Raw genomic sequence first — 20,741 nt, 5'->3', positions numbered from 1 at the left:
CAAAAACAAGGCTTTTATGTTTTGTGGATAAAATGAATATCAAATTATTGTAAGTTTTTTTAGGCACTACTGTAACAAATACATTTAAGTGGCAGTCATTATACTAAAACCTATAACAAATACATTGACGGTACCAAACCAGAATATCGACGAGCTTGTGGCCCTGTGCAGGGAGGGCAACCGCAGTGCGCAGTTTGAAGTGTACAACCGCTATTATAAAGCCATGTACAACACAGCACTGCGCATAGTTAAAGATGTTCATTGGGCCGAAGATGTAATGCAGGAGGCTTTTTTAAAGGCGTTTACAAAAATCTCGGCTTACCGTGGAGAGGTAGCCTTTGGTGCCTGGCTAAAGCGTATAGTGGTAAACCACAGCCTGGACAGCTACAAAAAAATAAACCGGGATATAGCCGAACCGCTGGAAGATATACTGTATAAAGTGGAAGATGACGGTTACAAAGAAGAAGCTAAAGTCGATTTTCAGAGTATGCAGGTACAGCAGGTAGGCGCTGCCATACAAAGCCTTAAAGAAAGTTACCGTCTTGTACTTACCCTGCTGTATATAGAAGGTTACGATCAGGAAGAGATTTGCGAAATTATGGCCATTACACCGGGTAATTGCCGCACCACCATAAGCCGGGCAAAGGAAAGCCTGCTTAAAAAACTAAGAGGATAATGAAAGACGAAAAACACAATGAAATGGACCACCTTTTTGCCGGGTTAAATGGGCAGTGGGATACCGAAGAGCCTGCAATAGGGCATCATCACCGTTTTATGCAAAAGCTGGAAGGTAATGACGGTAAAAAGAAGAAAGGTATTTTTTGGATTGCCGTACCCGCTGCGGCCATGATAGCCATGATAGTGGGACTGGCATTTATATTTACAAACCGCCCCACTGATGCTGAAATGGCATATAACAGCATGTCTCCTAAAAACCGGGAGGCGCAGGAATATTTTAATACCGTAATAAAAAAAGAGCTGGCGCAGGTAGAAAAAGAAAAATCGCCCGAGACCAAAAAACTTGTAGCCGACGCTCTGGCACAAATGGACAAACTTGACAAAGATTACGACAATCTGCTTACAGAGCTTGAACAAAAAGGCGAAAACAAAAAAATAATCCATGCAATGATAACCAACCTGCAAACACGGATATCATTCCTGGAGGAAGTGCTTACACAAATTGAAAACATCAAAAAATTAAAAGAAACTTACCATGAAAACAATCTATAAACTAACCTTGTTTTTCTTGCTGTTACCCGTGGGGCTTTCTGCAAGTATCGTTAAAGGGAAGTACACAAAGGAAAAGAAGATAGAAAAAGGCTTTGGCGTGAATAGCAATGCCGGGCTACAGGTAGGAAATAAGTTTGGTAACATAGCCATAACTACCTGGGACCAGGACCGTACAGAGATAGAAGTAGTTATTACCGTAAGCGGTAATAATGAAGATGACGTGGTAAAAAGGCTAAACAGCATAGACGTAGAGTTTGACGCTACAAAAGCCCTGGTAACTGCCATGACTCGTTTTGGCAATGCAAAAGGAAAATCAAGTATGGAGATAAACTACACCATACGTATCCCTAAAAACGGCACACTGGGTATTAACAATCAATACGGCAGTATTAAGCTGGGCAAAATATACGGAGGCATGAACATAGACCTCCAGTATGGCAACATTATTATAGATGAGGCTAATTCTGAGGTTAACAAGCTTAACCTGCAGTATGCTAACGGTAGCAGGATAGGTTACATAAAAACAATGGACCTGAAAATGCAGTATAGCGATATGAACATCGTAAAATCTGGTGCTATTACCGCTAATACCGATTATTCTCAGATTAAGGTAGATGAGGTACGCACCATAAGCCTGGATATGGACTATGGCGACCTGAATGTGGGGTATGCCAACATCATTAACCTGAAATCAGACTACAGCGGCTTTAAATGTGGAAGACTGGATAACCTGCTAAATGCTTCGGTAAACTATGGCAATGTAAAAGTAAACAGTATTACACAATGGGCACGCAGCATAGTGGTAAAGGGTACCTATAGCGAAATAAAGTTGGGGTTTGCACCCGAAACTGCCTTTAGTTTTGAGTTTGATACCGAATACGGTGGGCTTGGCGGAAAGGAGCTGCTAAACTTCTCTGAAAAGACCGAGAAAGACATAAAGGCACATTATGTAGGCTCAAGCAAGGCGGGCGAAGGAAACTGTAAGGTATATGCCAAATCAGAATACGGAGAAATAAGGATAAGCAGGAATTAATCACCCCTGCTTTTAAATATCATCATCAATCATCATTTATTTATCAATCATAAAAACGAGCAGTTATGAAAAACGCAATGTTATGGGTTGCAGGGATATTTTTTTCCCTCACCGCAGCGGCACAGGAGGGCACGGCTATAACGCCTTCGGCACACAAGGTAAAAGAGGAACGAAACACGGGTACTTTTGAAAAACTGAAAGTAGACGGGCCATTTGAAGTAATACTTACCGAAGACACCACACAAAAACTTACCCTGCAAGGAGCAGACAACCTGCTGTCGCTTATAGAAACCTCAACAGAAAACAACACGCTTAGTGTAGTACTGAAAAAGGGCTATAAAGTAGCACCATCTAAACACAGCAAGATTACTGTGCGCATACCCTACTCCCAACTTACCGAGATACATCTGGTAGGTTCGGGCAGTATTACCTCTAAAAATACAATACGCAATAAAGTACGCTTTTTACTGGATGGGGCAGGCAGCCTTAATTTCGATGTTTATAATCATGATACCGAAGTGGCTGTTATAGGATCGGGTACCGTAAGTGTACAAGGTACTACAGGAAATTTATACTGCAAACTTACGGGTAGCGGCAGCATACGCACTGCCGGGGTAGACTGCCTTACTGCCGATGTTCAGCTTACCGGTAGCGGTAATATAAAGGTAGCAAGCACACAGTCTATTAAAGGCAGGCTAGACGGAAGTGGCACCATAGCCTTTGGTGGCCAGCCCGGAGGACAGGACCTTATGCGTACCGGAAACGGAACCTTCAGTGTTTTCTAATACATACAAGTTTTAGGTTAGCCGGCTGGTTACAGCCGTAAAAGAAAAGCATCGGCCTGATACCCGATGCTTTTTGTTTTTTTAATCTTCCAGATAGTGTAGCGGCGTAAGGTCGGCACGTTCTTCCTCTGTATACAACCGCGAATCTATAATAAAGCGTTTACCCAGTGGTATTTCCAGCGAAAAACTGGCTCCCCTCCCATCTACAGCTGTAAGGGTAAGGTGTGTATGTTGCCAGTATTCAAACTGGTCTTTGCTCATCCAGAACTCGCAGCCCTCTACTTCGCCCAGGCATACATCGCTATACCCCAGTTTAAAATCGCCTTTTTCAAAGCACATGGGTTGGCTGCCGTCGCAGCACCCGCCACTCTGGTGAAACATCAGTTCGCCGTAGCGGCCTTTCAGTTCGTTTATTAATGCTATTGCCTTTTCATCGGCTTCTATCCTCTTGTACATGGTTTTTCTTTTTTAATTCTTCCATTTCGAGCGAAACACAGTGTGGTCGAGAAATCTCTAATTATGATCAAAATTTAACATTGCTCATTCTATTCATCGATGGCGCGAATTTACAACCATAAGTGTTCGAAACTTTCATCAGCTCCAGAGGAGCGCCATATCTATAGTAAAATGAATGATTTGGCAATTATGAGGAGTTCCAGAGGAACGGCATATAATCGTATAAATGTGCCGCTCCTCCAGAGCTCAATTTACTCTTGCCTATCCAATAACTATAGATATGCCACCCCTCCGGGGTTTACTAACGGGCAAAATTATGGTTTCGAACACTTATGATTATAAATCTGCGCTATCCCTAACAATAACTGTTTTTGTTTCAATACGAAAAAACACCAAGGCTTTACATCGGCCTATATAAATATAGTGATTTATCGTAAAACCTTGGTGTAGCTATAAAAACCTTAAAACTTAAGCTTTTGCAATTTCAAGGACCATACGGCCCTCTATTTGTCCTTTCTTCATTTTATCAAATACGTCGTTTACGTCTTCCAGCTTTGCAGCGGTAACGTTTGCCTTCACCTTGCCTTCAGCAGCAAAGTCTATCGCCTCCTGCAGGTCTTTACGCGTGCCCACAATAGAACCACGTATGGTAATCCTGTTTAGCACCGTATCAAAAATAGAAAGGTCGAAATTCCCCGGAGGCAGGCCGTTTAGCGCCATAGTACCTTTACGCCTAAGGGTTTCAAGCCCCTGCTTAAATGCAATAGGCGAAACAGCTGTAATCAGCGCACCGTGCATACCACCGGTTTCTTTTTTAAGGTACTCGCCCGGGTTTTGTTCTTTGGCATTTACCACAAGGTCGGCACCAAGGCGTTTGGCTAAATCCAGCTTATCATCGGCCACATCTATAGCTGCCACATGCATACCCATAGCCTTAGCATATTGCACCGCAACGTGACCAAGACCTCCAATACCAGATATGGCTACCCATTCTCCCGGCTTTGTTTCGGTTTCTTTTAACCCTTTGTATACGGTAACACCAGCACACAGTATAGGAGCCATTTCTAAAAAGTTAGGATTTTTAGGCAGGTGCCCCACATAGCGTGCATCGGCAATTACATATTCGGCAAAACCGCCGTCTACACTATAACCGCCGTTTTGCTGGCTTTCGCACAGGGTTTCCCACCCGGTGATACAATGATCGCAGCAGCCACAGGCACTGTACAGCCACGGCACACCCACAGCATCGCCTTCCTTAACATTTTTTACATCAGGCCCTACAGCCACTACATAGCCTACACCTTCATGCCCCGGAATCAGTGGCATTTTAGGTTTTACGGGCCAGTCGCCGTCTACAGCATGCAGGTCGGTATGGCATACACCACTGGCTATAACTTTAACTAATATCTGGTTGCTTCCCGGCATTTTTACCGGAACTTCCTCAATTTGTAACGGCTGGCCGAATTCTCTCACAACGGCAGCCTTCATGGTTTTTGGTATCATGATGGTTCTTGTTTAGCGGATTATTAAATTAACTCTGGCAGGTGGCAGATTGGCATAAAAAAACAGGCTGCCATGAGGGGCAGCCTGCCTTCAAACTACTTAATCTTAGAAGAATCCTAATTTTTGTTTGCTGTAAGATATCAGCATGTTTTTAGTTTCCCTGTAGTGCTCCAGCATCATTTTGTGGTTTTCACGGCCAAAGCCTGATTTTTTGTAACCTCCAAATGGTGCGTGTGCAGGATAAGCATGGTAGTTGTTTACCCATACACGGCCTGCTTTAATAGCACGTGGCACCTGGTACAGTTCATGGGCATCGCGGGTCCATACACCTGCGCCAAGTCCATAAAGGGTATCGTTAGCTATTTCTATAGCTTCCTCTACAGTTTTAAAGGTAGTTACACACACCACAGGCCCGAAGATTTCTTCCTGGAAAATGCGCATTTTGTTGTTGCCTTTAAATATTGTAGGCTGAATGTAGTAACCTGTGGCAAGATCGCCTTCCAGTTTGTTCACGTCACCTCCTGTAAGTACCTGTGCACCTTCTTCCTTACCTATTTTAAGGTAGCTTTGTATTTTTTCGTACTGGTCGTTGCTGGCCTGCGCACCTATCATGGTAGCTTTGTCTAACGGGTGGCCTGCTACTATGGCATTAGTACGTTCTACCACACGGGCAATAAACTTATCGTAAATATCCTCATGCACCAGCATACGGCTCGGGCAGGTACATATTTCACCCTGGTTAAGGGCAAACATTACCGCACCTTCTACTGCTTTATCAAAGAAATCGTCATCAGCATCACCTACTGATTTAAAGAAGATGTTTGGCGATTTACCTCCAAGCTCCATAGTACTTGGTATAATGTTTTCTGCAGCATACTGCATAATCAGGCGGCCTGTTGTAGTTTCACCCGTAAACGATACCTTACTGATGCGTGGCGAAGTAGCCAATGGCTTACCTGCTTCTACACCAAAACCGTTTACAATGTTAATTACACCCGCAGGCACTACATCCTGAAGCAGTTCCATAAGCACCATAATAGATACCGGGGTTTGCTCAGCAGCCTTAACTACAGTACAACAACCCGCAGCAATAGCCGGAGCTATTTTCCAGGTAGCCATAAGCAGCGGGAAGTTCCACGGAATAATTTGTCCTACAACACCTATAGGCTCGTGCAGCACAATGCTCACAGTATTCTCGTCGTGTTCAGAAATGGTACCTTCTTCAGCACGGATAACACTTGCAAAATAACGGAAGTGGTCCACACACAGCGGAAGGTCGGCAGCAAGGGTTTCGCGAACCGGCTTACCGTTGTCTATGGTTTCCACAGCAGCAAGATATTCAAGATTTGCCTCAATGGTATCGGCTATTTTGTTCAATACGCCACTGCGGTATGCAGGTGATGTTTTGCTCCAGGTTTTAAATGCCTCGTGGGCGGCATCAAGAGCCAGGTCGATGTCTTCTTTAGACGAACGTGCGGCCTTGGCAATAAGTTTACCATCTATAGGCGAAGTATTATCAAAATACTCTCCTTTTACAGGTGGAACAAATTTGCCACCAATGAAATTATCATATTTGTCTTTAAATTGCGGACGTGCTACAATAGTACTCATAACTTTAAACTTTAAAATTTGTTTTTTGTTTAATCCAAAGTTACCATACTACATCGTTTTAGAAGTAGCACAAATCTTCCAATCAATAGCACAAATTTTCCAATTAATGAGAATATGATTTTTTTGGTAATTGTTTTTTAAAAAGTAGTGAAAAATATTTCCAAAAAAATAACAGTATCATAAAGAACACTGTATTTCTGTATACCACAAAAAAACCTGAAACAAAAATTAGAGCCACTCAATCAGTGAAATACCCAGACCCACAGTAGTTTGCCTGTTATTATAGTCAATTAGTGTTTCGCCATAGCCGTGAGTAACCTGCAAATAGCCTTTCAGGTTCCCTTTAATTTTATACGACCACGAAGCCTCGGCATAGCCCCTGAAATTACTGTTGATTTCAAAATTACTGCTACCGGTAAGGGTTACCGTATGCCTGCCGCTGCAATAAATACCTACAGCCTCTCCCCTGCCTATGTAGCTTGTTATATCAGGATTGTCGTCTTTACCCTCCTCATCGGGTATGCGGAACCAGGGACGCAGGTAGATTTGCCAGTCACCGGTTTCAAAACCCGCCTGTACAATGATACGGTTCCAACTGCGGGAGTTGGGCAAATCACGCCCATTACTTTGGTGGTTAAAGCTCACACCCAGCAGGCGGTTCTTTACACCCCATAAATCTACATTCGTGGCAAAGTTTAATATAAGTTCAGGTTCGTAGTTTATTTCCCTGAACGGGCGCGACAGGCTGGCGTTGTACACCTGCCAATGGCTCTTTTGGGTATAAGCCCCCCCACAAATCGCCATGGCCCCAAAACAGTCCCTGGAATATCTTCATCTTAAAACTCAGCTGAAACTTGGCCTCAAGGTTATTCAGGTCGAGATTATTGGGGTTGTCGTATTGTTCACCTGAATTACCGCTACGGGGTTGCCCAGCGGGGCTGCTGCTCCAGCGCATGGGCAATAAATATATAGGCTTATACGGTGTAAGTATAAAAGTACCCGGAGATGAAAGCGTATCCAGCTCCCAGCGCTGCGACATCGATTTGGGGCGTTCGGTATTAAATACTGATGCCTGTGGGTGCTTTATTTGTGAAAAAAGCGGATGTATGAATAGTATAACTAAAAACAGGGGTAACAACTTCCTCATGCGGCAGGGGTTTTACCCAAATTTACGGAACTGCCTTACAAAGGGTAGTTAAGTTAGTCATAAAGTCGAATGTTTATAAAGTCGTAAAGGCCATTTTGCCAGAATTGACTTCATAAACCCTGACTTCAACTTATTTATCCGAATTCTTCCGCATTTTCATATTTAAGAACTCTACCGCGAGTGAAAACGCTATGGCAAAGTACAGGTAACCCTTAGGCACTTCGCCTACGTATTGGCCTGCCAATACCGCACCGCTAAGGTGCATGCTTTCGGTTATCAGCATAAAACCGATAAGAATAAGGAACGAAAGCCCCAGTATTTGTATAGATGGGTTACGGTTAATAAACGTGCCCACCGGAACGGCAAACAGCATCATAATACCTACCGATACCACCACAGCGGCTATCATTACCGGCAATGCACCGTGCATACCATTTGTCATACCCACAGCAGTAAGTATAGAGTCTATAGAAAATATAAGGTCTATAAGCAATATCTGTACAATAGTAGCAGCCATAGACCTGCTGGCGCTTGCCTTAAGCTCTTTTTCCTCCTCTCCTTTTTCGTCTACCTTTTCGCGGATTTCCTTGGTACTTTTATAAATAAGGAAAATTCCCCCGGCAAACAGTATGAGCGCCTGCCCGGTGAAGTCGGCTTTGAACCAGCCCCAGTCTACCCCAAAAAGCGCGCTCTTCATACGGATAAGCACCGTAATACCACTAAGTAATCCTATACGCAAAAACATGGCAAGGAAAAGCCCTATACGTGTGGCCTGTTTCCGGCTGGCTTCGGGGAGCTTACCGGTTACTATACTGATAAAGATAATGTTATCTATACCCAATACAATTTCCAGAAAGGTAAGTGTAATCAGGGCAATCCATGTATCAGGGTTGGCCAGGAAGCTAAAATCCATCGGGGTAAGGTTTTAATTAGTCGAGTTTTGTAACGGTTCCTTTTTGCTTTTGGGTATCGCCCACCAGCGAAAACTCAAAGGTATAGGAATTTCCTTTGGTTGTCAAAATTTTCATGTGTACGCCTTTCTTTTCCGCTGCCGATTTCGGGTTTACCTTTTCCAGTACAAACTCGCAGTCGTTTATCCAGCGTACCGAAGCCGTATCGGTTTTGCCTTCGTAAGTGGCGATTTCAAACTTTTCATCGCGGGTAAACTCGGTTACGTTCTTTTTGCCGTTTATCTCCACTTCAGATCGGAATTTCCCGGTTTTAAAATCGGCACAGTTGCGTTCCTGTTCGTAGCAGCCTGTAAGCAGCAAAGCTACAGCAGGTACAAATAATAGTTTTTTCATTTATTGGTTATCGTTAAGCCTTTTCAGCTCGTTATCGGTAAAATTACGGATGCCTTTTTCCTGTGCAAACTTCCCGGCATTGTACGCCGCCGAATTGTTCTTGGGTATGCTCAGGCTGTCCCATGCGGTTTGCTTCAGCATTTTGGCATAGAATACCATCTGCCCCACGTGGTACGGATAGTGCGCCAACTGCCTGTTAATGGCCTCTACCACCGTATGTCCCTCATTGCGGATGTAAATAATACTGTCCAGGTTATCGGGTGTTACGGTATCAAGCGCTGTAAACAGGCATGCCCAACCTTCCTCCCATGCTTTTAGCAGGCTCTCCTTATCGGCAAAATCACTTTCAAACTCGGCATCGCGGTTACGCCACTCCTTTTCGCCGTCGCTGGTAAGGAAATCCGTCCAGCGGCTCAGCATGTTGCCGTGCAGGTGCTTTACTATTACGGCAATACTGTTGGTATCCTCATCAGGCGAATAGAAAAGCTGTTCCGGCGCCAGTTGTGCCATAGCTTTTTCGCCCAGTGTTTTGTAGTACAAAAACTGTTTGCGGACGCTTTCTATGTAGGCTTGTGTTGCTTGCATAATTAGTTTATTGATGCTGATTTCCTTTAACTTAAACCTACAAGGTTTTGGAAACCTTGCAGGTTGGCGGAACCCGGATTGTCTTTAGTTTCCTGCAAGGTCTTTGAGACCTTGTAGGTATTATTGACATACAAAAATACGGGTTTAAAGGATATGTTGTGGCAGATGTTTGTGTTGTTTTATTTTGTTATTTTGTTATTTTGAAGAATCAACCATACTTATTAGATTATGAAATTAGATAATTTCGAACTTGACATTGAGAATATTGAATTTAAGCAAGCCATTGACTTAGTAAATTCAAACACTCCCTTGATTTATCTTACTGGAAAAGCTGGTACAGGAAAAACAACTTTTCTTAAATACCTGAAACAAGAAACCTCAATGAATATGGCAATCGTTGCCTTTACAGGTGTAGCAGCTATAAATGCAGGAGGTCAAACAATAAACTCTTTCTTCAAAATACCTTTTGGACCATTTATCCCAAACGATATTAGATTACGTATTTCACCTGGAATTAGTGACATAGATCGAAGTACCATTTATAATCACTTTAGATATACTCAAGATAGACTTGATGTTATTAATAAATTAGAATTGCTGGTTATTGATGAAGTATCAATGGTACGTTGCGATATGCTTGATGTAATAGATCAATTACTTAGAGTATTTAGAAAAAAAATGTTCTTACCTTTTGGTGGTGTACAGGTAGTATTAATTGGAGATACATTTCAATTACCTCCGGTTGATAAAGATTGGCATATTCTTGAACAGTATTATTCGAGCCCATTTTTTTTCAGTTCGAAAGTCGTAGAACAGAATATTCCTATTTATATCGAATTGAAGAAAGTATATCGCCAAAAAGAAAAAGAGTTTATTGATATTTTAGACAGGATTAGAATAAACCAGGTCAGTCAAAATGAGTTAAACTTTTTGAACTCAAAATACAATCCTGGATTTATACCTAAAGAAAATCAGAACTATATAACTCTAACCAGTCATAATGCCAGTGCCGACAATATAAATCTCACCAAGCTCTCTAGCTTGCCAAGTGATGAAATAGTATTTGAAGCAGAGATTTACAAAGAATTCCCCGAAAGAAATATGCCTACTGAAAGAATACTTAGGCTAAAAGAAAATGCTCAAATCATTTTTGTAAAAAATGATCTTACACAAGGTATTTATAACGGTAGAATCGCCAAGATAAAAAAAATTGACCATGTTAATATTTTCGCAGAATATGAAAAAGAAAATGGAGAGGTAATTGAAGTTAAAGTTGAAAAACAAACTTGGAATAATATTATCTATAAATGGAACGAAGAAGAGAAAAAAATCGAAGAAGAAATTGTTGGTAGCTTCACTCAATTTCCAATTAAATTAGCTTGGGCAATTACCGTACATAAAAGTCAAGGCTTGACTTTTGATAAAGTAATCGCTGATGTTGGTTCAGCGTTTGCCTCTGGACAAGTCTATGTAGCACTTAGCAGATGTACAAATTTGAATGGATTAGTCTTAAAATCCAGAATTGAACGAAATGCTATAAAAACTGATTATAGAGTAGTTGAATTTGCGAGAAATGAAACTCCTTCAACGTTAATATTAGAAGAAATTAATTCCGGGAAAGCTGATATCTATTATAAGAAAGCAAGGGAAGCAGTATCAACTTTTAATTTTGAAGAGGCCTATAGCAACATTATTAAAGCTTTCAAATTTAGAAATGATTTAGAAACTGACATTTTTAGAAAGTATTTTACAATTAAATCTAAAGCCATTTCGGTATATAAAAATAAATTTATCAAAAGGGAACAAGAATTTAATTCACTTATAACCAAATATAATAATCTTAAAATCAAGTATAATAATACACAAACATTAACTACAGAACAACAACAAGAAATAGAAAGTTTGAAAATTTTTAACCAATCACAGATTGAAGCTATCAAAATTTTATCCGAAAAATTTAAAACTTCTGAAACAATATTAGCTGAACTAGCTAGGCAGAAAATTGAACATACAAATCAAATTGCTTTATTGCAATCAAACAACAATCATCTAACCAACAAAAAGCTAGAACTTCAAAAAATAAAAAAACAAAAAAACTTAGAAATTGAAAACTTAAGATTGGAAATTGAGAGAAAAGATAAACAATTAGAAACATTCAATACAGAATTAAATAGAATCAAATCTATTACATGGTATCAAAAACTAATCGGCAAAAAATAATCCATATCCCTCAATCCTTCATACTGCTCATCACTGTCCGTAACCCTAAAAACATAAACCACATCCCTATAAGGCATAAAATACAGCCCAGCCCCAGTATGGGCATAAAGAATGGGTGCTTTTTGTTTTGGAACGCATTATTTACCACTACCGGTCCTATGAAAAATAGTGGCAGTGCAGCAAACAGGTAGCGCAGGCCGCGCATCAGTATTTTTTTATCTGTTGGCATAAGCTTCTATGGCTTTACGTACGTTTTTATGTTGTTCTAAAAGGGCTTCGGCTTCGGTTTGGCTTATGCCCAGCTCATCTATAATCATCCCCACCGCACGGCCTACCAGCTTGTGGTTGCTCAGCTGCATGTCTACCATTTTGTTGCCTTTCACTTTACCCAACTGTATCATGGTAGCGGTGCTTATCATGTTCAGCACCAGCTTTTGTGCGGTACCGGCCTTCATACGGCTGCTGCCGGTTACAAACTCAGGCCCCACCACTACCTCTATCGGGAATTTAGCCGTTTGTGAAAGCGGGCTGCCGACATTACAGGTAATACAACCTGTGGCAATACCCAGTTCGTTGCACTTTTCCAGCCCGGCTATAACATAAGGCGTAGTCCCCGAAGCGGCTATACCTACCACCACATCATTTTCATTAATGTTGTATGCAGACAGGTCGTTCCAGGCGGCCTCGCGGTCATCCTCGGCAAACTCCACCGCACGGCGTATGGCGGTATCTCCCCCGGCTATCAGCCCGATAACCAAATCAAACGGTACACCAAACGTTGGCGGGCATTCGCTGGCGTCTACTATGCCTAAACGTCCGCTGGTACCGGCACCTATGTAAAACAGGCGTCCACCCTTTTTCATTTGGGTTACTACGGTTTGTACCAGGGCTTCAATCTGCGGAAGCGCCTTCTCCACCGCTAGCGGAACGGTTTTGTCTTCGTTGTTTATGTTGGCCAGCAGTTCGGCAACGGGCATCTTTTCCAAGTGCTCGTACTTGCTGCTTTGTTCGGTAGTGCGAATGAATGACATCGGTTAAGCTTTGTTGGTAAAATTACAGATAATAGGCCAAAACCACACCCAAACCAATACTTAAAAGTTTGGCAAGGTTAAATTTATGGTCTTCGCCACTCTCAAAAATAATGGTGCTGGATATGTGGAACAATATACCCACTACTACAGCAGATATGTACGGATAATATTCCTCTACAACTGTTAGCTGCCCCGATAGCAGCGTGCCCAGCGGCGTCATGGCTGCAAAAGCTGTCATAAACAACAGCACCGGTATTTTTTTCATGCCGGAGTTTACAAAGAACGCCGTAAGGATAATAGCTATAGGAAAATGGTGTATACCGATACCCCACGCCAAATCAGGGTGGTGGCTTACCGGCATACCTTCCAGCAGCGCATGGATACAAAGGCTTATAAACAGCAGCCACGGCATACCATGATGGTGCCCGTGATTGTGTACATGCCCATGCTCGGCTCCTTGCGAGAAGTATTCCAGAATAATCTGGAAAATGATACCCGCCATAATGAAGATGCCCACAGTGTGGCCTCCCCCATGCTCATGCCCGTGGTCGTGTCCTTCATGCCCGCCTGCGTGCAGGGTGGCTTCGTACACTTCGGGCAGCAGGTGCAGTACAGTAAGCGAAAGCAGGAACGCACCGCTGAATGCCAGCAGCAGTTTCAGGCTTTTTTTTCCGGTAGGTTTCAGCAATAATGCTACGCCTATACCTACAAGTACCGATAAAAACGGAACTATATATACTGTCATAAAATAGTTTACTTAAAGATCATAATAAGCCTGTCCGACTCGTTTTTATAAAACTTACGCAGGCGGTAGTCGCCAAAGGTTTCCAGCAGGTAAATACCCGCTTCTTCCATCATCTGCTCAAAGTCGGCCAGTGTAAGCGCCTTTACTTTTTCGGTAAAATGGAAGTCTTTGCCTTTATCGGTAAATTTAATGTCTTTTATAATATGATTGTCTACCACGCTGCGGTGTATATGGAAATCGATACCGTCTACCGTTTTCACCTCCTGTGGCACCAGGTTTTCTATTACCTTATGCACATTCATAAAATCGATTACCGCAAAACCATACTCGGTAAGGCTCTGGCTGATGGCTTTTAGCGTAACAATGTTATCAGCATCATCCTCAAAATACCCAAAACTGGTAAACAGGTTAAAAATGGCATCGTACTGCGTAGGAAACGGCTCGCGCATGTCCTGCACTACAAAATGCAGGGTATCGTTGGCATACTTGCTGGCCTCACGTATGCTGTTTTCGCTTAGGTCGGCTCCGGTAACATCGTACCCCAGCTTGTTCAGGTAAATGGAGTGGCGGCCTTTGCCACAAGGTAAATCCAGTATCCTGGCTTCATCGGGCAGATTTAGGTAAGCGGTAAGGTTGTCCATAAAAAGCTGGGCTTCCTCATAGTCGCGGTCTTTATATAGTATGTGGTAGTATGGCGTATCAAACCAGGATGCGTACCATGTACATTGTTCCTCCTGTGGCATAGTATTTTATAAATTGTAGAATGCAAAGTTAGGTTTTATACCCCAAACCTGCGGTGCTTTTATATATTTTTTGCAGTCTTTACAATAATAACCTTTACGTTGTTTAGCATGTTTTTAATAGACAAACCCGTGCAAAATGCTTATATTTACAAACACAATCTTAACTTAAAAACATAATAATTATGGAACAACAAATAGCTATTTACAACTCGCACAAAGAGGCAGTAGCTGCGCTAAAAACCCTGCACGCCAATGGCTATCCTACTAACCACCTTTCTATAATAGGAAGAGCAGGAATAGCTGACGACGAACACCTTCACCTTGATGAAACCGACAGGGAAACAAACGTACCTGCTTATATAGGTATGGGTGCGGGTACTGTTGTAGGCCTGCTTACAGGTATAGGCGTGTTTGCCATACCGGGCTTTGGTGCGCTGTATGGTGCCGGTGCGCTTGTAGGTGTTTTTGCAGGTGCAGAAGTAGGTACTATAGGTGGTGGTATTGCATCGGTACTGGCTAAATATTTTACCAAAGACGAGCATATAGAAAACATTAAAGACCATATGGAAGCCGGAAAATTTGCCCTGGTGGTTGCCGGTGACGCAGAAGAAATTGCCAAAGCAAAAGAGATATTACATATAGATGCGGCACATACGCACTACTACGGGTAACATAGTTTAAGAATATATAAAGGACTGTCTCAAGGGTTCCATTTCGAGCGAAACGCAGTGTAGTCGAGAAATCTCAAAATCATTTTTAAGAGATTTCTCCATTCCGCTTCGCTGCAGTCGAAATGGAAAACAGTAGTACCAACTACTCCTGAGACAGTCCTTTTTTTGTACAGATAGCCAACTTCCATTTATAAAATGTATTTTTGCAGCTTGAAACTACTGCCCGATGGAAAATTTTAAGATGGTGGCCAAAACCCTGTTTGGCCTTGAAGAAGTATTGGCGAAAGAACTGCAAATGATGGGTGCACAAAGTGTAGAACCCGGAGTGCGCATGGTAAGCTTTGTAGGCGATAAAGGCTTTATGTACAAAGCCAACCTGGCACTGCGCACCGCCCTGAAAATACTTAAACCCATACACAGCTTTAGGGCGTGGAATGAAAAGGCGCTGTATGCCGGCGTGCAAAGCATAGACTGGAGCAAGTACCTGAATGTAAACCAAAGCTTTGTGGTAGATGTTACCGTAAGCGGAGAAGAGTTTACCCACTCGCAGTTTGTGGCCCTTAAAACCAAAGACGCCATTGTAGACCAGTTTCGGGATAAATTTGGTAAACGTCCTAACATCGATAAAGATTTCCCGGACCTGCGCATAAATGTGCATATATTTAAAGAGCAATGCAGCATAGCGCTTGATACCAGTGGCAGTTCACTACACCACCGCGGTTACCGCAGTGCTACTAACATAGCCCCTATAAACGAGGTACTGGCTGCCGGTATGCTACTACTTAGCGGCTGGGATGGCAGTACACATTTCCTTGACCCTATGTGTGGTAGCGGTACTATACTGGCAGAGGCTGCTATGATAGCCTGCAACATACCGGCAAACATAAACCGTAAGGAGTTTGCCTTTGAAAAATGGGCCGACTGGGATAACGACCTGTTCGATAAGATTGTAGATTCGCTAATGAACAAAACGCGCGAATTCCATTACACCATAAAAGGTTATGACAAAGCGCCATCGGCAGTGCTTAAAGCCAAAGACAACATACGCAATGCTAACCTGGAAGACTATGTAACCATAAGTCAGGAGAATTTCTTTGACACTAATAAAGAAACCGAAGGCCCGCTGCACATGGTATTTAACCCGCCGTATGGTGAGCGTCTGGATATAGACCTGGAGCGTTTTTACCGCGAAATAGGCGACACCCTTAAACAGGGCTACCCTAATACTAACGGTTGGTTTATTACCGGTAATCTTGAGGCTCTGAAATTCGTTGGACTAAAACCATCACGCAAGATAAAACTGTTTAACGGTAAGCTGGAAGCGCGCCTGGTAAAATACGAAATGTATGAAGGCAGTAAAAAGGCTAAGTTTCAGCAATAAGATTTAAAACCAACCAACATGAAAAAGTTATTACAGTTAAAACACTGGCAGTTGTTTATAATAATATTTGCCATACCTATGATTTTACAAACAGGCTTTAGCGTTTATATGTTTGTAAACATGTTTGCCATGACGATGAAAAATCCTGAAGATCCTCAGATAATAATTGACGGAATTTCTTCAATGACAAGGATATTACCCATTATCTTAGTGATAGTAACGACTTTACAGTTTTTATGGCAGTACACATTAGGAACTAACCTGTATAAAAAAATACCGGAAGGAGTTAACCTCAATCTCAGACTTTTTAAACTGTCATTAATTGTACCTATTGTGTATTTGTTAGTCATTTGTTTTATAATGATAAATATATCCATCACTTTAGATGAGAGCAGTATTCCAAATCCATTTTTAATTTTGATAATACCCTTTAATTTTTTAACTATACTTTGTGTAGTATACTGTTACTATTTTAGTGCAAAAGCATTTAAAAGTATTGAATTACAAAGAAATGTGGTATTCAATGACTTTATTGCCGAATTTTTTCTGATATGGTTTTTCTTCATAGGCGTATGGATACTTCAGCCCAGAATTAATAAAATTTTTGAACAACAATAAAAAGAGGGTAGCTAAAAGCTACCCTCTTTTTATTGTTCCCGGCTTATCCTGCATAAACAGGAATGCCAGCACTTTATCAAATCGTTCTTGCCAGGCTTTCTCGGTATGTGGCGCATTTTCTGCCTTTACCGTAAGCCAGTTCCTGTTTTCTAAATAGCCCTTACTGCGTAGCATATCATCAATCATGCGCTGGTGAACTTCGTAGTACTGATCTAAGGTTACGGTACCGTAGTCAAAATACAGCCTGTGCGTTTTAGGATCCGGCATGTGTTCCCACACATATTGTTTTATGGCCATAGAAGGCCCCATATTGTCATTATTCATCAGTATAGGCCAGTGCGTGCTAAGGCAGGCAGCTTCTCCAAAAACAGCCGGGTATTCGCATATTGCGTAAATTGAAATTAACCCTCCCATAGAACTACCACAAATGGCTGTATTAGGGGCATCGGCCAGCGTGCGGTATTTACTGTCTATGTAAGGTTTTAGTTCTTTTACCAAAAACTCCAGGTATTCGTCGCCCAGAAGCTTTTCATCTTTAACCCCAAATTGCTTCATTGCCTTACTAAGGGCATCTTTATCGGCAGGGCTAAAATTAGCGGCAGCCTTTTCCGGGAAATACTCGTTTACCCTGGTATCTTCACCGTTCCATATTGCCACAATAATCATTGGTTTTACTGCTTTCTGCCCTATCAGCTTATCAGCAGTGGCATCGGCTTCCCAGGCTATATGGTTCATAGATGTTTCGGGGTTAAACACGTTTTGCCCGTCGTTCATGTAAAGCACCGGAAACTTTTGCTTTGGGTTAGCAAAATAAGCCGCCGGAAGGTACACCTCTACATTGCGCTTCTTTACATATTTCGATTTAAAATTATCTATCTTCTCTACTTTGCCCTGAGCAAAGGCAGTAAAGCTTATGACCAGCGAGAAAAGTAAAGCCGTTATCTTTTTCATAAAACAATGCGTTTTTTGGTTCAAAGCACTAAGATAATCTTTTTGGGATAAGTAATACTTAAATAAAATAACAAGCGGAAACCAATTCGTTATTTAAACCCAAATGAAATATTTACTCCATATTCATATTGTATGCATACGTAAAAAAGGGACGCAAACGTTTTAACAAAAATCAAAACCCAGAAGAAGCTTATATTTTACTTAAATTCAAATATTTAACATAAACCTGTAGCCAAATTCGGCTTTATTTGCTGTAAATTTGTCTTCCCATGAAAATAAAAATACTACACTTTACTCTTATCATAATCATTTCTGCGGGCTTTTCAGCTTCCGCACAAAATGTTGTTGTAGACAACACATATACAGCACAACAGCTTGTAGATGTGCTTACTGCAAATTCATGTGCACAGATTAGTAATATATCTGTAAAAGGTGCTCCGGGCAGCTCTCCCAGCTATGGGTATTTTAATGCAGGTACTTCATCGTTTCCTTTTAATGCAGGTATTGTACTCAGTTCGGGATTTGCTTCCTCAGTGCCGGGTCCTAATAATCAAAACCTTAGCGACACCACTAACAACTGGGATGGCGATAACGATCTGGAAAATGCATTAAACACTAATAACACTCAAAATGCCACTGTGTTAGAGTTTGACTTTGTGCCTATTACTAATAATATCAGCTTTGATTATATTTTTGCCTCAGAAGAATACATAGAGAATCCGCCAACACCTGCCTGGTGTAACTTTAGCGATGGTTTCGCCTTTCTTATAAAACCGGCAGGTTCTGCACAGCCTTACCAAAACCTTGCAGTAGTACCGGGAACCACTACCCCTGTAAAAGTAACCTCGGTACGTGGCCAGGGCGGCTGCACCGCCGCTAACGAAGAGTATTTTAACGGTTATAATGGTTTTACCAGCCCTACCGATTTTAACGGGCAAACCGTAATACTTACAGCATCTACTACAGTAGTTGCCGGAACAACCTACCACATAAAACTGGTAATTGCCGATCAGGGGGACACACAGTTTGACTCGGCTATTTTTCTGGGCGCAGGCACTTTTGCTGCAACGATAGATTTAGGAGCTGACAGGCTGTTAGCAAACGACAACCCGCTGTGTAATGGGGAGAGCCTACAGCTTGATGCCACCACACCTAATGCCGTAGCATACCAGTGGTATAAAGACGGGGATATATTAACCGGTGAAACAAGCGCTTTTTTAACCGTTACAACACCCGGCAGGTACAGCGCCGAAATACAACTAACAGGTACCTGCACCGCCCACGGGGAAATTACCCTGGAATATGCCGCGCCCATAAGCACCGCACCATATACATACTACCAATGCGATGAAAACAATGACGGACTTACGGCATATTACCTGCCGCAGGTTTCGGAACAAATAGCCGAAAACAACACAGGGATTAGTGTAGTGTCTTACCACAGCAGCCTTGCCGATGCCAACGCAGATATTAATAGTATACCTGCCTCTAACGACACACCTTTTTACAATACCGTAGCGGATGAAACCATATATGCACGTGTAAGGAATGAATACAGCTGTATAGTAAGTATGCCTGTAGTACTTTCTGTTCCGGTATTTGCAACATTACCGGTTACTCCTATCGGACTTTGTGATGACGATGGTACCGATGATGGTTATACAGCATTCAGCCTTGATAGTATTTCGGCATCAATACTTACCGGCTACCCTACCGGCACCACACTGTCATTTTTTACCACCGAAACAGAAGCAATTGCAAATATTAGCCCATTGGGTAGCAGTTTTATAAACACCACAAAAAACACACAAACATTGTATGCCCGGCTTGGCAATGCCCAGGGTTGTGCCGCCACAATACAGGTTCCGCTGATAGTATATAGTTTTGGCAATGCTATACTGCCTGAATCGGTTATTTTATGCGACAGCCACCCCTTAACGCTTGATGCCGGTACAGGCTATGTTTCGTATACATGGGATACTCTTCCGGTTCAGACTGGGCAAACCCTTACCGTAACTACTCCCGGAGACTATACCGTAACTTTTGTAAATACCCAGGGATGCCAGGGCAGTAAAACTTTTACTGTAGAACAATCAGGGGCGGCAGCAGATGTTACCTATGAAGTAAACGACTTTAGGGGTAGCCACAACAGCCTTATAGTAACTGCTGGTGGTTATGGAACCTACGAATACTCGCTTGATGGTGTAAACTGGCAGGATAGCAACGTGTTTGATGAGCTTGAAACCGGTCATTATACATTCTATGTACGCGATATAAATGGCTGTAGCCCCGTATATAGCAAATCTCTTTACATACTGGACTACCCTAAATACTTTACCCCAAATGCCGATGGCACGCAAGATACGTGGCGCATACGCTACTTAACCACTCGCCCGGGGGTATCGGTAAACATATTCGACCGTTTTGGAAAACTGATTACAAATATTGGCTACCGCTCTGAAGGCTGGGATGGTACGCTAAACGGTAAGCCCTTACCGGCTACTGATTACTGGTTTGTAATTAACCTGGAAAACGGCGATAATGTAAAAGGACACTTTGCCCTAATACGTTAGTCAAAATCTACCGAATATCATTTTAAAAACCTTTTTAGTACATCTTATAAAGATTAGCATCACTATCTACACTACAAAATGTAATTAATTGTAAGATAAACGTTAAAATAAACGTTTATTACACAAAAATATAACAGGTAGGTTATCTTTGCCG

General features: G+C 42.1%; 22 protein-coding genes. 9 read left to right on the top strand and 13 right to left on the bottom strand.

From position 1 onward, the window contains the following. Positions 1–88: 88 nt before the first annotated feature. From ACLI1A_RS06840 to ACLI1A_RS06825, 4 genes are all read left to right on the top strand, one after another. Positions 89–676: an RNA polymerase sigma factor gene (locus tag ACLI1A_RS06840; protein WP_411407464.1), complete on the top strand. Its 588-nt coding sequence runs from the start codon at positions 89–91 to the stop codon at positions 674–676. Continuing rightward, the gene (locus ACLI1A_RS06835) at positions 676–1,230 is read left to right on the top strand and encodes a hypothetical protein (RefSeq protein ID WP_411407462.1); all 555 of its coding nucleotides are present in this window, start codon (positions 676–678) and stop codon (positions 1,228–1,230) included. Before ACLI1A_RS06840 ends, ACLI1A_RS06835 begins: the two co-directional genes overlap by 1 nt. Then, entirely contained in the window at positions 1,214–2,263 is a 1,050-nt protein-coding gene (locus ACLI1A_RS06830) for a hypothetical protein (protein WP_411407460.1), read from the top strand. The genes ACLI1A_RS06835 and ACLI1A_RS06830 overlap by 17 nt, the downstream gene beginning before the upstream one ends. 65 nt (positions 2,264–2,328) lie before the next feature. Continuing rightward, positions 2,329–3,048: a head GIN domain-containing protein gene (locus ACLI1A_RS06825; protein ID WP_411407458.1), complete on the top strand. Its 720-nt coding sequence runs from the start codon at positions 2,329–2,331 to the stop codon at positions 3,046–3,048. An 81-nt stretch (positions 3,049–3,129) separates the two neighbouring features. Here ACLI1A_RS06825 and ACLI1A_RS06820 read toward each other — a convergent pair whose 3' ends face one another. The 8 genes from ACLI1A_RS06820 to ACLI1A_RS06785 form a co-directional block, all read right to left on the bottom strand. Continuing rightward, on the bottom strand, positions 3,130–3,504 hold the full coding sequence (locus ACLI1A_RS06820) for a DUF779 domain-containing protein (RefSeq protein WP_411407456.1): 375 nt from the start codon (positions 3,502–3,504) through the stop codon (positions 3,130–3,132). 468 nt (positions 3,505–3,972) lie between these two features. Continuing rightward, on the bottom strand, positions 3,973–5,007 hold the full coding sequence (adhP, locus tag ACLI1A_RS06815) for an alcohol dehydrogenase AdhP (RefSeq protein WP_411407454.1): 1,035 nt from the start codon (positions 5,005–5,007) through the stop codon (positions 3,973–3,975). 105 nt (positions 5,008–5,112) lie between these two features. Continuing rightward, positions 5,113–6,618 carry an aldehyde dehydrogenase family protein gene (locus ACLI1A_RS06810; RefSeq protein ID WP_411407452.1) on the bottom strand — a complete coding sequence of 502 codons (1,506 nt, stop codon included), beginning with the start codon at positions 6,616–6,618 and terminating at the stop codon, positions 5,113–5,115. Positions 6,619–6,846: 228 nt separating this feature from the next. After that, complete coding sequence (locus ACLI1A_RS06805; protein ID WP_411407450.1) at positions 6,847–7,377, bottom strand: phospholipase A; 531 nt, start codon at positions 7,375–7,377, stop codon at positions 6,847–6,849. Continuing rightward, positions 7,325–7,765 carry a phospholipase A gene (locus ACLI1A_RS06800; RefSeq protein ID WP_411407448.1) on the bottom strand — a complete coding sequence of 147 codons (441 nt, stop codon included), beginning with the start codon at positions 7,763–7,765 and terminating at the stop codon, positions 7,325–7,327. The genes ACLI1A_RS06805 and ACLI1A_RS06800 overlap by 53 nt, the downstream gene beginning before the upstream one ends. A gap of 130 nt (positions 7,766–7,895) precedes the next feature. After that, a complete protein-coding gene (locus tag ACLI1A_RS06795) occupies positions 7,896–8,678 on the bottom strand; it encodes a TerC family protein (protein ID WP_411407446.1) in 783 nt (260 codons plus the stop codon). 16 nt (positions 8,679–8,694) lie between these two features. Continuing rightward, the gene (locus ACLI1A_RS06790; RefSeq protein WP_411407444.1) at positions 8,695–9,069 is read right to left on the bottom strand and encodes a DNA topoisomerase IV; all 375 of its coding nucleotides are present in this window, start codon (positions 9,067–9,069) and stop codon (positions 8,695–8,697) included. After that, a complete protein-coding gene (locus tag ACLI1A_RS06785) occupies positions 9,070–9,654 on the bottom strand; it encodes a DUF1572 domain-containing protein (protein ID WP_411407442.1) in 585 nt (194 codons plus the stop codon). It lies immediately after the preceding gene. Between the two features lie 228 nt (positions 9,655–9,882). Here ACLI1A_RS06785 and ACLI1A_RS06780 point away from each other — a divergent pair, with 228 nt between their 5' ends. Further along, positions 9,883–11,874, top strand: a complete 1,992-nt coding sequence (locus ACLI1A_RS06780) for an AAA family ATPase (RefSeq protein WP_411407440.1) — start codon at positions 9,883–9,885, stop codon at positions 11,872–11,874. Positions 11,875–11,884: 10 nt separating this feature from the next. Here ACLI1A_RS06780 and ACLI1A_RS06775 read toward each other — a convergent pair whose 3' ends face one another. The 4 genes from ACLI1A_RS06775 to ACLI1A_RS06760 are packed head-to-tail and all read right to left on the bottom strand — an operon-like array spanning position 11,885 to position 14,393. Beyond that, complete coding sequence (locus tag ACLI1A_RS06775) at positions 11,885–12,103, bottom strand: DUF6095 family protein (protein WP_411407438.1); 219 nt, start codon at positions 12,101–12,103, stop codon at positions 11,885–11,887. Beyond that, complete coding sequence (murQ, locus tag ACLI1A_RS06770; protein ID WP_411407436.1) at positions 12,090–12,905, bottom strand: N-acetylmuramic acid 6-phosphate etherase; 816 nt, start codon at positions 12,903–12,905, stop codon at positions 12,090–12,092. The genes ACLI1A_RS06775 and murQ overlap by 14 nt, the downstream gene beginning before the upstream one ends. 22 nt (positions 12,906–12,927) lie before the next feature. After that, positions 12,928–13,650: a ZIP family metal transporter gene (locus ACLI1A_RS06765; protein WP_411407434.1), complete on the bottom strand. Its 723-nt coding sequence runs from the start codon at positions 13,648–13,650 to the stop codon at positions 12,928–12,930. A gap of 8 nt (positions 13,651–13,658) precedes the next feature. After that, positions 13,659–14,393: an SAM-dependent methyltransferase gene (locus ACLI1A_RS06760; protein ID WP_411407432.1), complete on the bottom strand. Its 735-nt coding sequence runs from the start codon at positions 14,391–14,393 to the stop codon at positions 13,659–13,661. A gap of 182 nt (positions 14,394–14,575) precedes the next feature. Here ACLI1A_RS06760 and ACLI1A_RS06755 point away from each other — a divergent pair, with 182 nt between their 5' ends. From ACLI1A_RS06755 to ACLI1A_RS06745, 3 genes are all read left to right on the top strand, one after another. Further along, positions 14,576–15,064 carry a hypothetical protein gene (locus tag ACLI1A_RS06755; RefSeq protein WP_411407430.1) on the top strand — a complete coding sequence of 163 codons (489 nt, stop codon included), beginning with the start codon at positions 14,576–14,578 and terminating at the stop codon, positions 15,062–15,064. Between the two features lie 226 nt (positions 15,065–15,290). Continuing rightward, entirely contained in the window at positions 15,291–16,445 is a 1,155-nt protein-coding gene (locus ACLI1A_RS06750) for a THUMP domain-containing class I SAM-dependent RNA methyltransferase (RefSeq protein WP_411407428.1), read from the top strand. Between the two features lie 18 nt (positions 16,446–16,463). Further along, the gene (locus tag ACLI1A_RS06745; protein WP_411407426.1) at positions 16,464–17,063 is read left to right on the top strand and encodes a hypothetical protein; all 600 of its coding nucleotides are present in this window, start codon (positions 16,464–16,466) and stop codon (positions 17,061–17,063) included. Between the two features lie 18 nt (positions 17,064–17,081). On the opposite strand, the gene ACLI1A_RS06740 is transcribed toward ACLI1A_RS06745, so the two are convergent. Further along, positions 17,082–18,014: an alpha/beta hydrolase gene (locus ACLI1A_RS06740; protein ID WP_411407424.1), complete on the bottom strand. Its 933-nt coding sequence runs from the start codon at positions 18,012–18,014 to the stop codon at positions 17,082–17,084. 269 nt (positions 18,015–18,283) lie between these two features. Between ACLI1A_RS06740 and ACLI1A_RS06735 the strand changes: the two genes are divergently transcribed. After that, the gene (locus ACLI1A_RS06735; RefSeq protein WP_411407422.1) at positions 18,284–20,587 is read left to right on the top strand and encodes a choice-of-anchor L domain-containing protein; all 2,304 of its coding nucleotides are present in this window, start codon (positions 18,284–18,286) and stop codon (positions 20,585–20,587) included. The last annotated feature ends 154 nt before the right edge of the window (positions 20,588–20,741 follow it).

The sequence above is a fragment of the Flavobacterium sp. RHBU_3 genome, assembly GCF_046613565.1.
Classification (GTDB): domain Bacteria; phylum Bacteroidota; class Bacteroidia; order Flavobacteriales; family Flavobacteriaceae; genus Flavobacterium.
This window is presented reverse-complemented; position numbering and strand designations above follow the sequence as displayed.

What these genes read in the sequence shown, in the direction of transcription:
- ACLI1A_RS06835 (WP_411407462.1), top strand. Translation starts at nt 676, where the DNA reads ATGAAAGACGAAAAACACAATGAAATGGACCACCTTTTTGCCGGGTTA.
- ACLI1A_RS06830 (WP_411407460.1), top strand. Translation starts at nt 1,214, where the DNA reads ATGAAAACAATCTATAAACTAACCTTGTTTTTCTTGCTGTTACCCGTG.
- ACLI1A_RS06825 (WP_411407458.1), top strand. Translation starts at nt 2,329, where the DNA reads ATGAAAAACGCAATGTTATGGGTTGCAGGGATATTTTTTTCCCTCACC.
- ACLI1A_RS06820 (WP_411407456.1), bottom strand. Translation starts at nt 3,504, where the DNA reads ATGTACAAGAGGATAGAAGCCGATGAAAAGGCAATAGCATTAATAAAC.
- adhP (WP_411407454.1), bottom strand. Translation starts at nt 5,007, where the DNA reads ATGATACCAAAAACCATGAAGGCTGCCGTTGTGAGAGAATTCGGCCAG.
- ACLI1A_RS06810 (WP_411407452.1), bottom strand. Translation starts at nt 6,618, where the DNA reads ATGAGTACTATTGTAGCACGTCCGCAATTTAAAGACAAATATGATAAT.
- ACLI1A_RS06800 (WP_411407448.1), bottom strand. Translation starts at nt 7,765, where the DNA reads ATGAGGAAGTTGTTACCCCTGTTTTTAGTTATACTATTCATACATCCG.
- ACLI1A_RS06795 (WP_411407446.1), bottom strand. Translation starts at nt 8,678, where the DNA reads ATGGATTTTAGCTTCCTGGCCAACCCTGATACATGGATTGCCCTGATT.
- ACLI1A_RS06790 (WP_411407444.1), bottom strand. Translation starts at nt 9,069, where the DNA reads ATGAAAAAACTATTATTTGTACCTGCTGTAGCTTTGCTGCTTACAGGC.
- ACLI1A_RS06785 (WP_411407442.1), bottom strand. Translation starts at nt 9,654, where the DNA reads ATGCAAGCAACACAAGCCTACATAGAAAGCGTCCGCAAACAGTTTTTG.
- ACLI1A_RS06780 (WP_411407440.1), top strand. Translation starts at nt 9,883, where the DNA reads ATGAAATTAGATAATTTCGAACTTGACATTGAGAATATTGAATTTAAG.
- ACLI1A_RS06775 (WP_411407438.1), bottom strand. Translation starts at nt 12,103, where the DNA reads ATGCCAACAGATAAAAAAATACTGATGCGCGGCCTGCGCTACCTGTTT.
- murQ (WP_411407436.1), bottom strand. Translation starts at nt 12,905, where the DNA reads ATGTCATTCATTCGCACTACCGAACAAAGCAGCAAGTACGAGCACTTG.
- ACLI1A_RS06765 (WP_411407434.1), bottom strand. Translation starts at nt 13,650, where the DNA reads ATGACAGTATATATAGTTCCGTTTTTATCGGTACTTGTAGGTATAGGC.
- ACLI1A_RS06760 (WP_411407432.1), bottom strand. Translation starts at nt 14,393, where the DNA reads ATGCCACAGGAGGAACAATGTACATGGTACGCATCCTGGTTTGATACG.
- ACLI1A_RS06755 (WP_411407430.1), top strand. Translation starts at nt 14,576, where the DNA reads ATGGAACAACAAATAGCTATTTACAACTCGCACAAAGAGGCAGTAGCT.
- ACLI1A_RS06750 (WP_411407428.1), top strand. Translation starts at nt 15,291, where the DNA reads ATGGAAAATTTTAAGATGGTGGCCAAAACCCTGTTTGGCCTTGAAGAA.
- ACLI1A_RS06745 (WP_411407426.1), top strand. Translation starts at nt 16,464, where the DNA reads ATGAAAAAGTTATTACAGTTAAAACACTGGCAGTTGTTTATAATAATA.
- ACLI1A_RS06740 (WP_411407424.1), bottom strand. Translation starts at nt 18,014, where the DNA reads ATGAAAAAGATAACGGCTTTACTTTTCTCGCTGGTCATAAGCTTTACT.
- ACLI1A_RS06735 (WP_411407422.1), top strand. Translation starts at nt 18,284, where the DNA reads ATGAAAATAAAAATACTACACTTTACTCTTATCATAATCATTTCTGCG.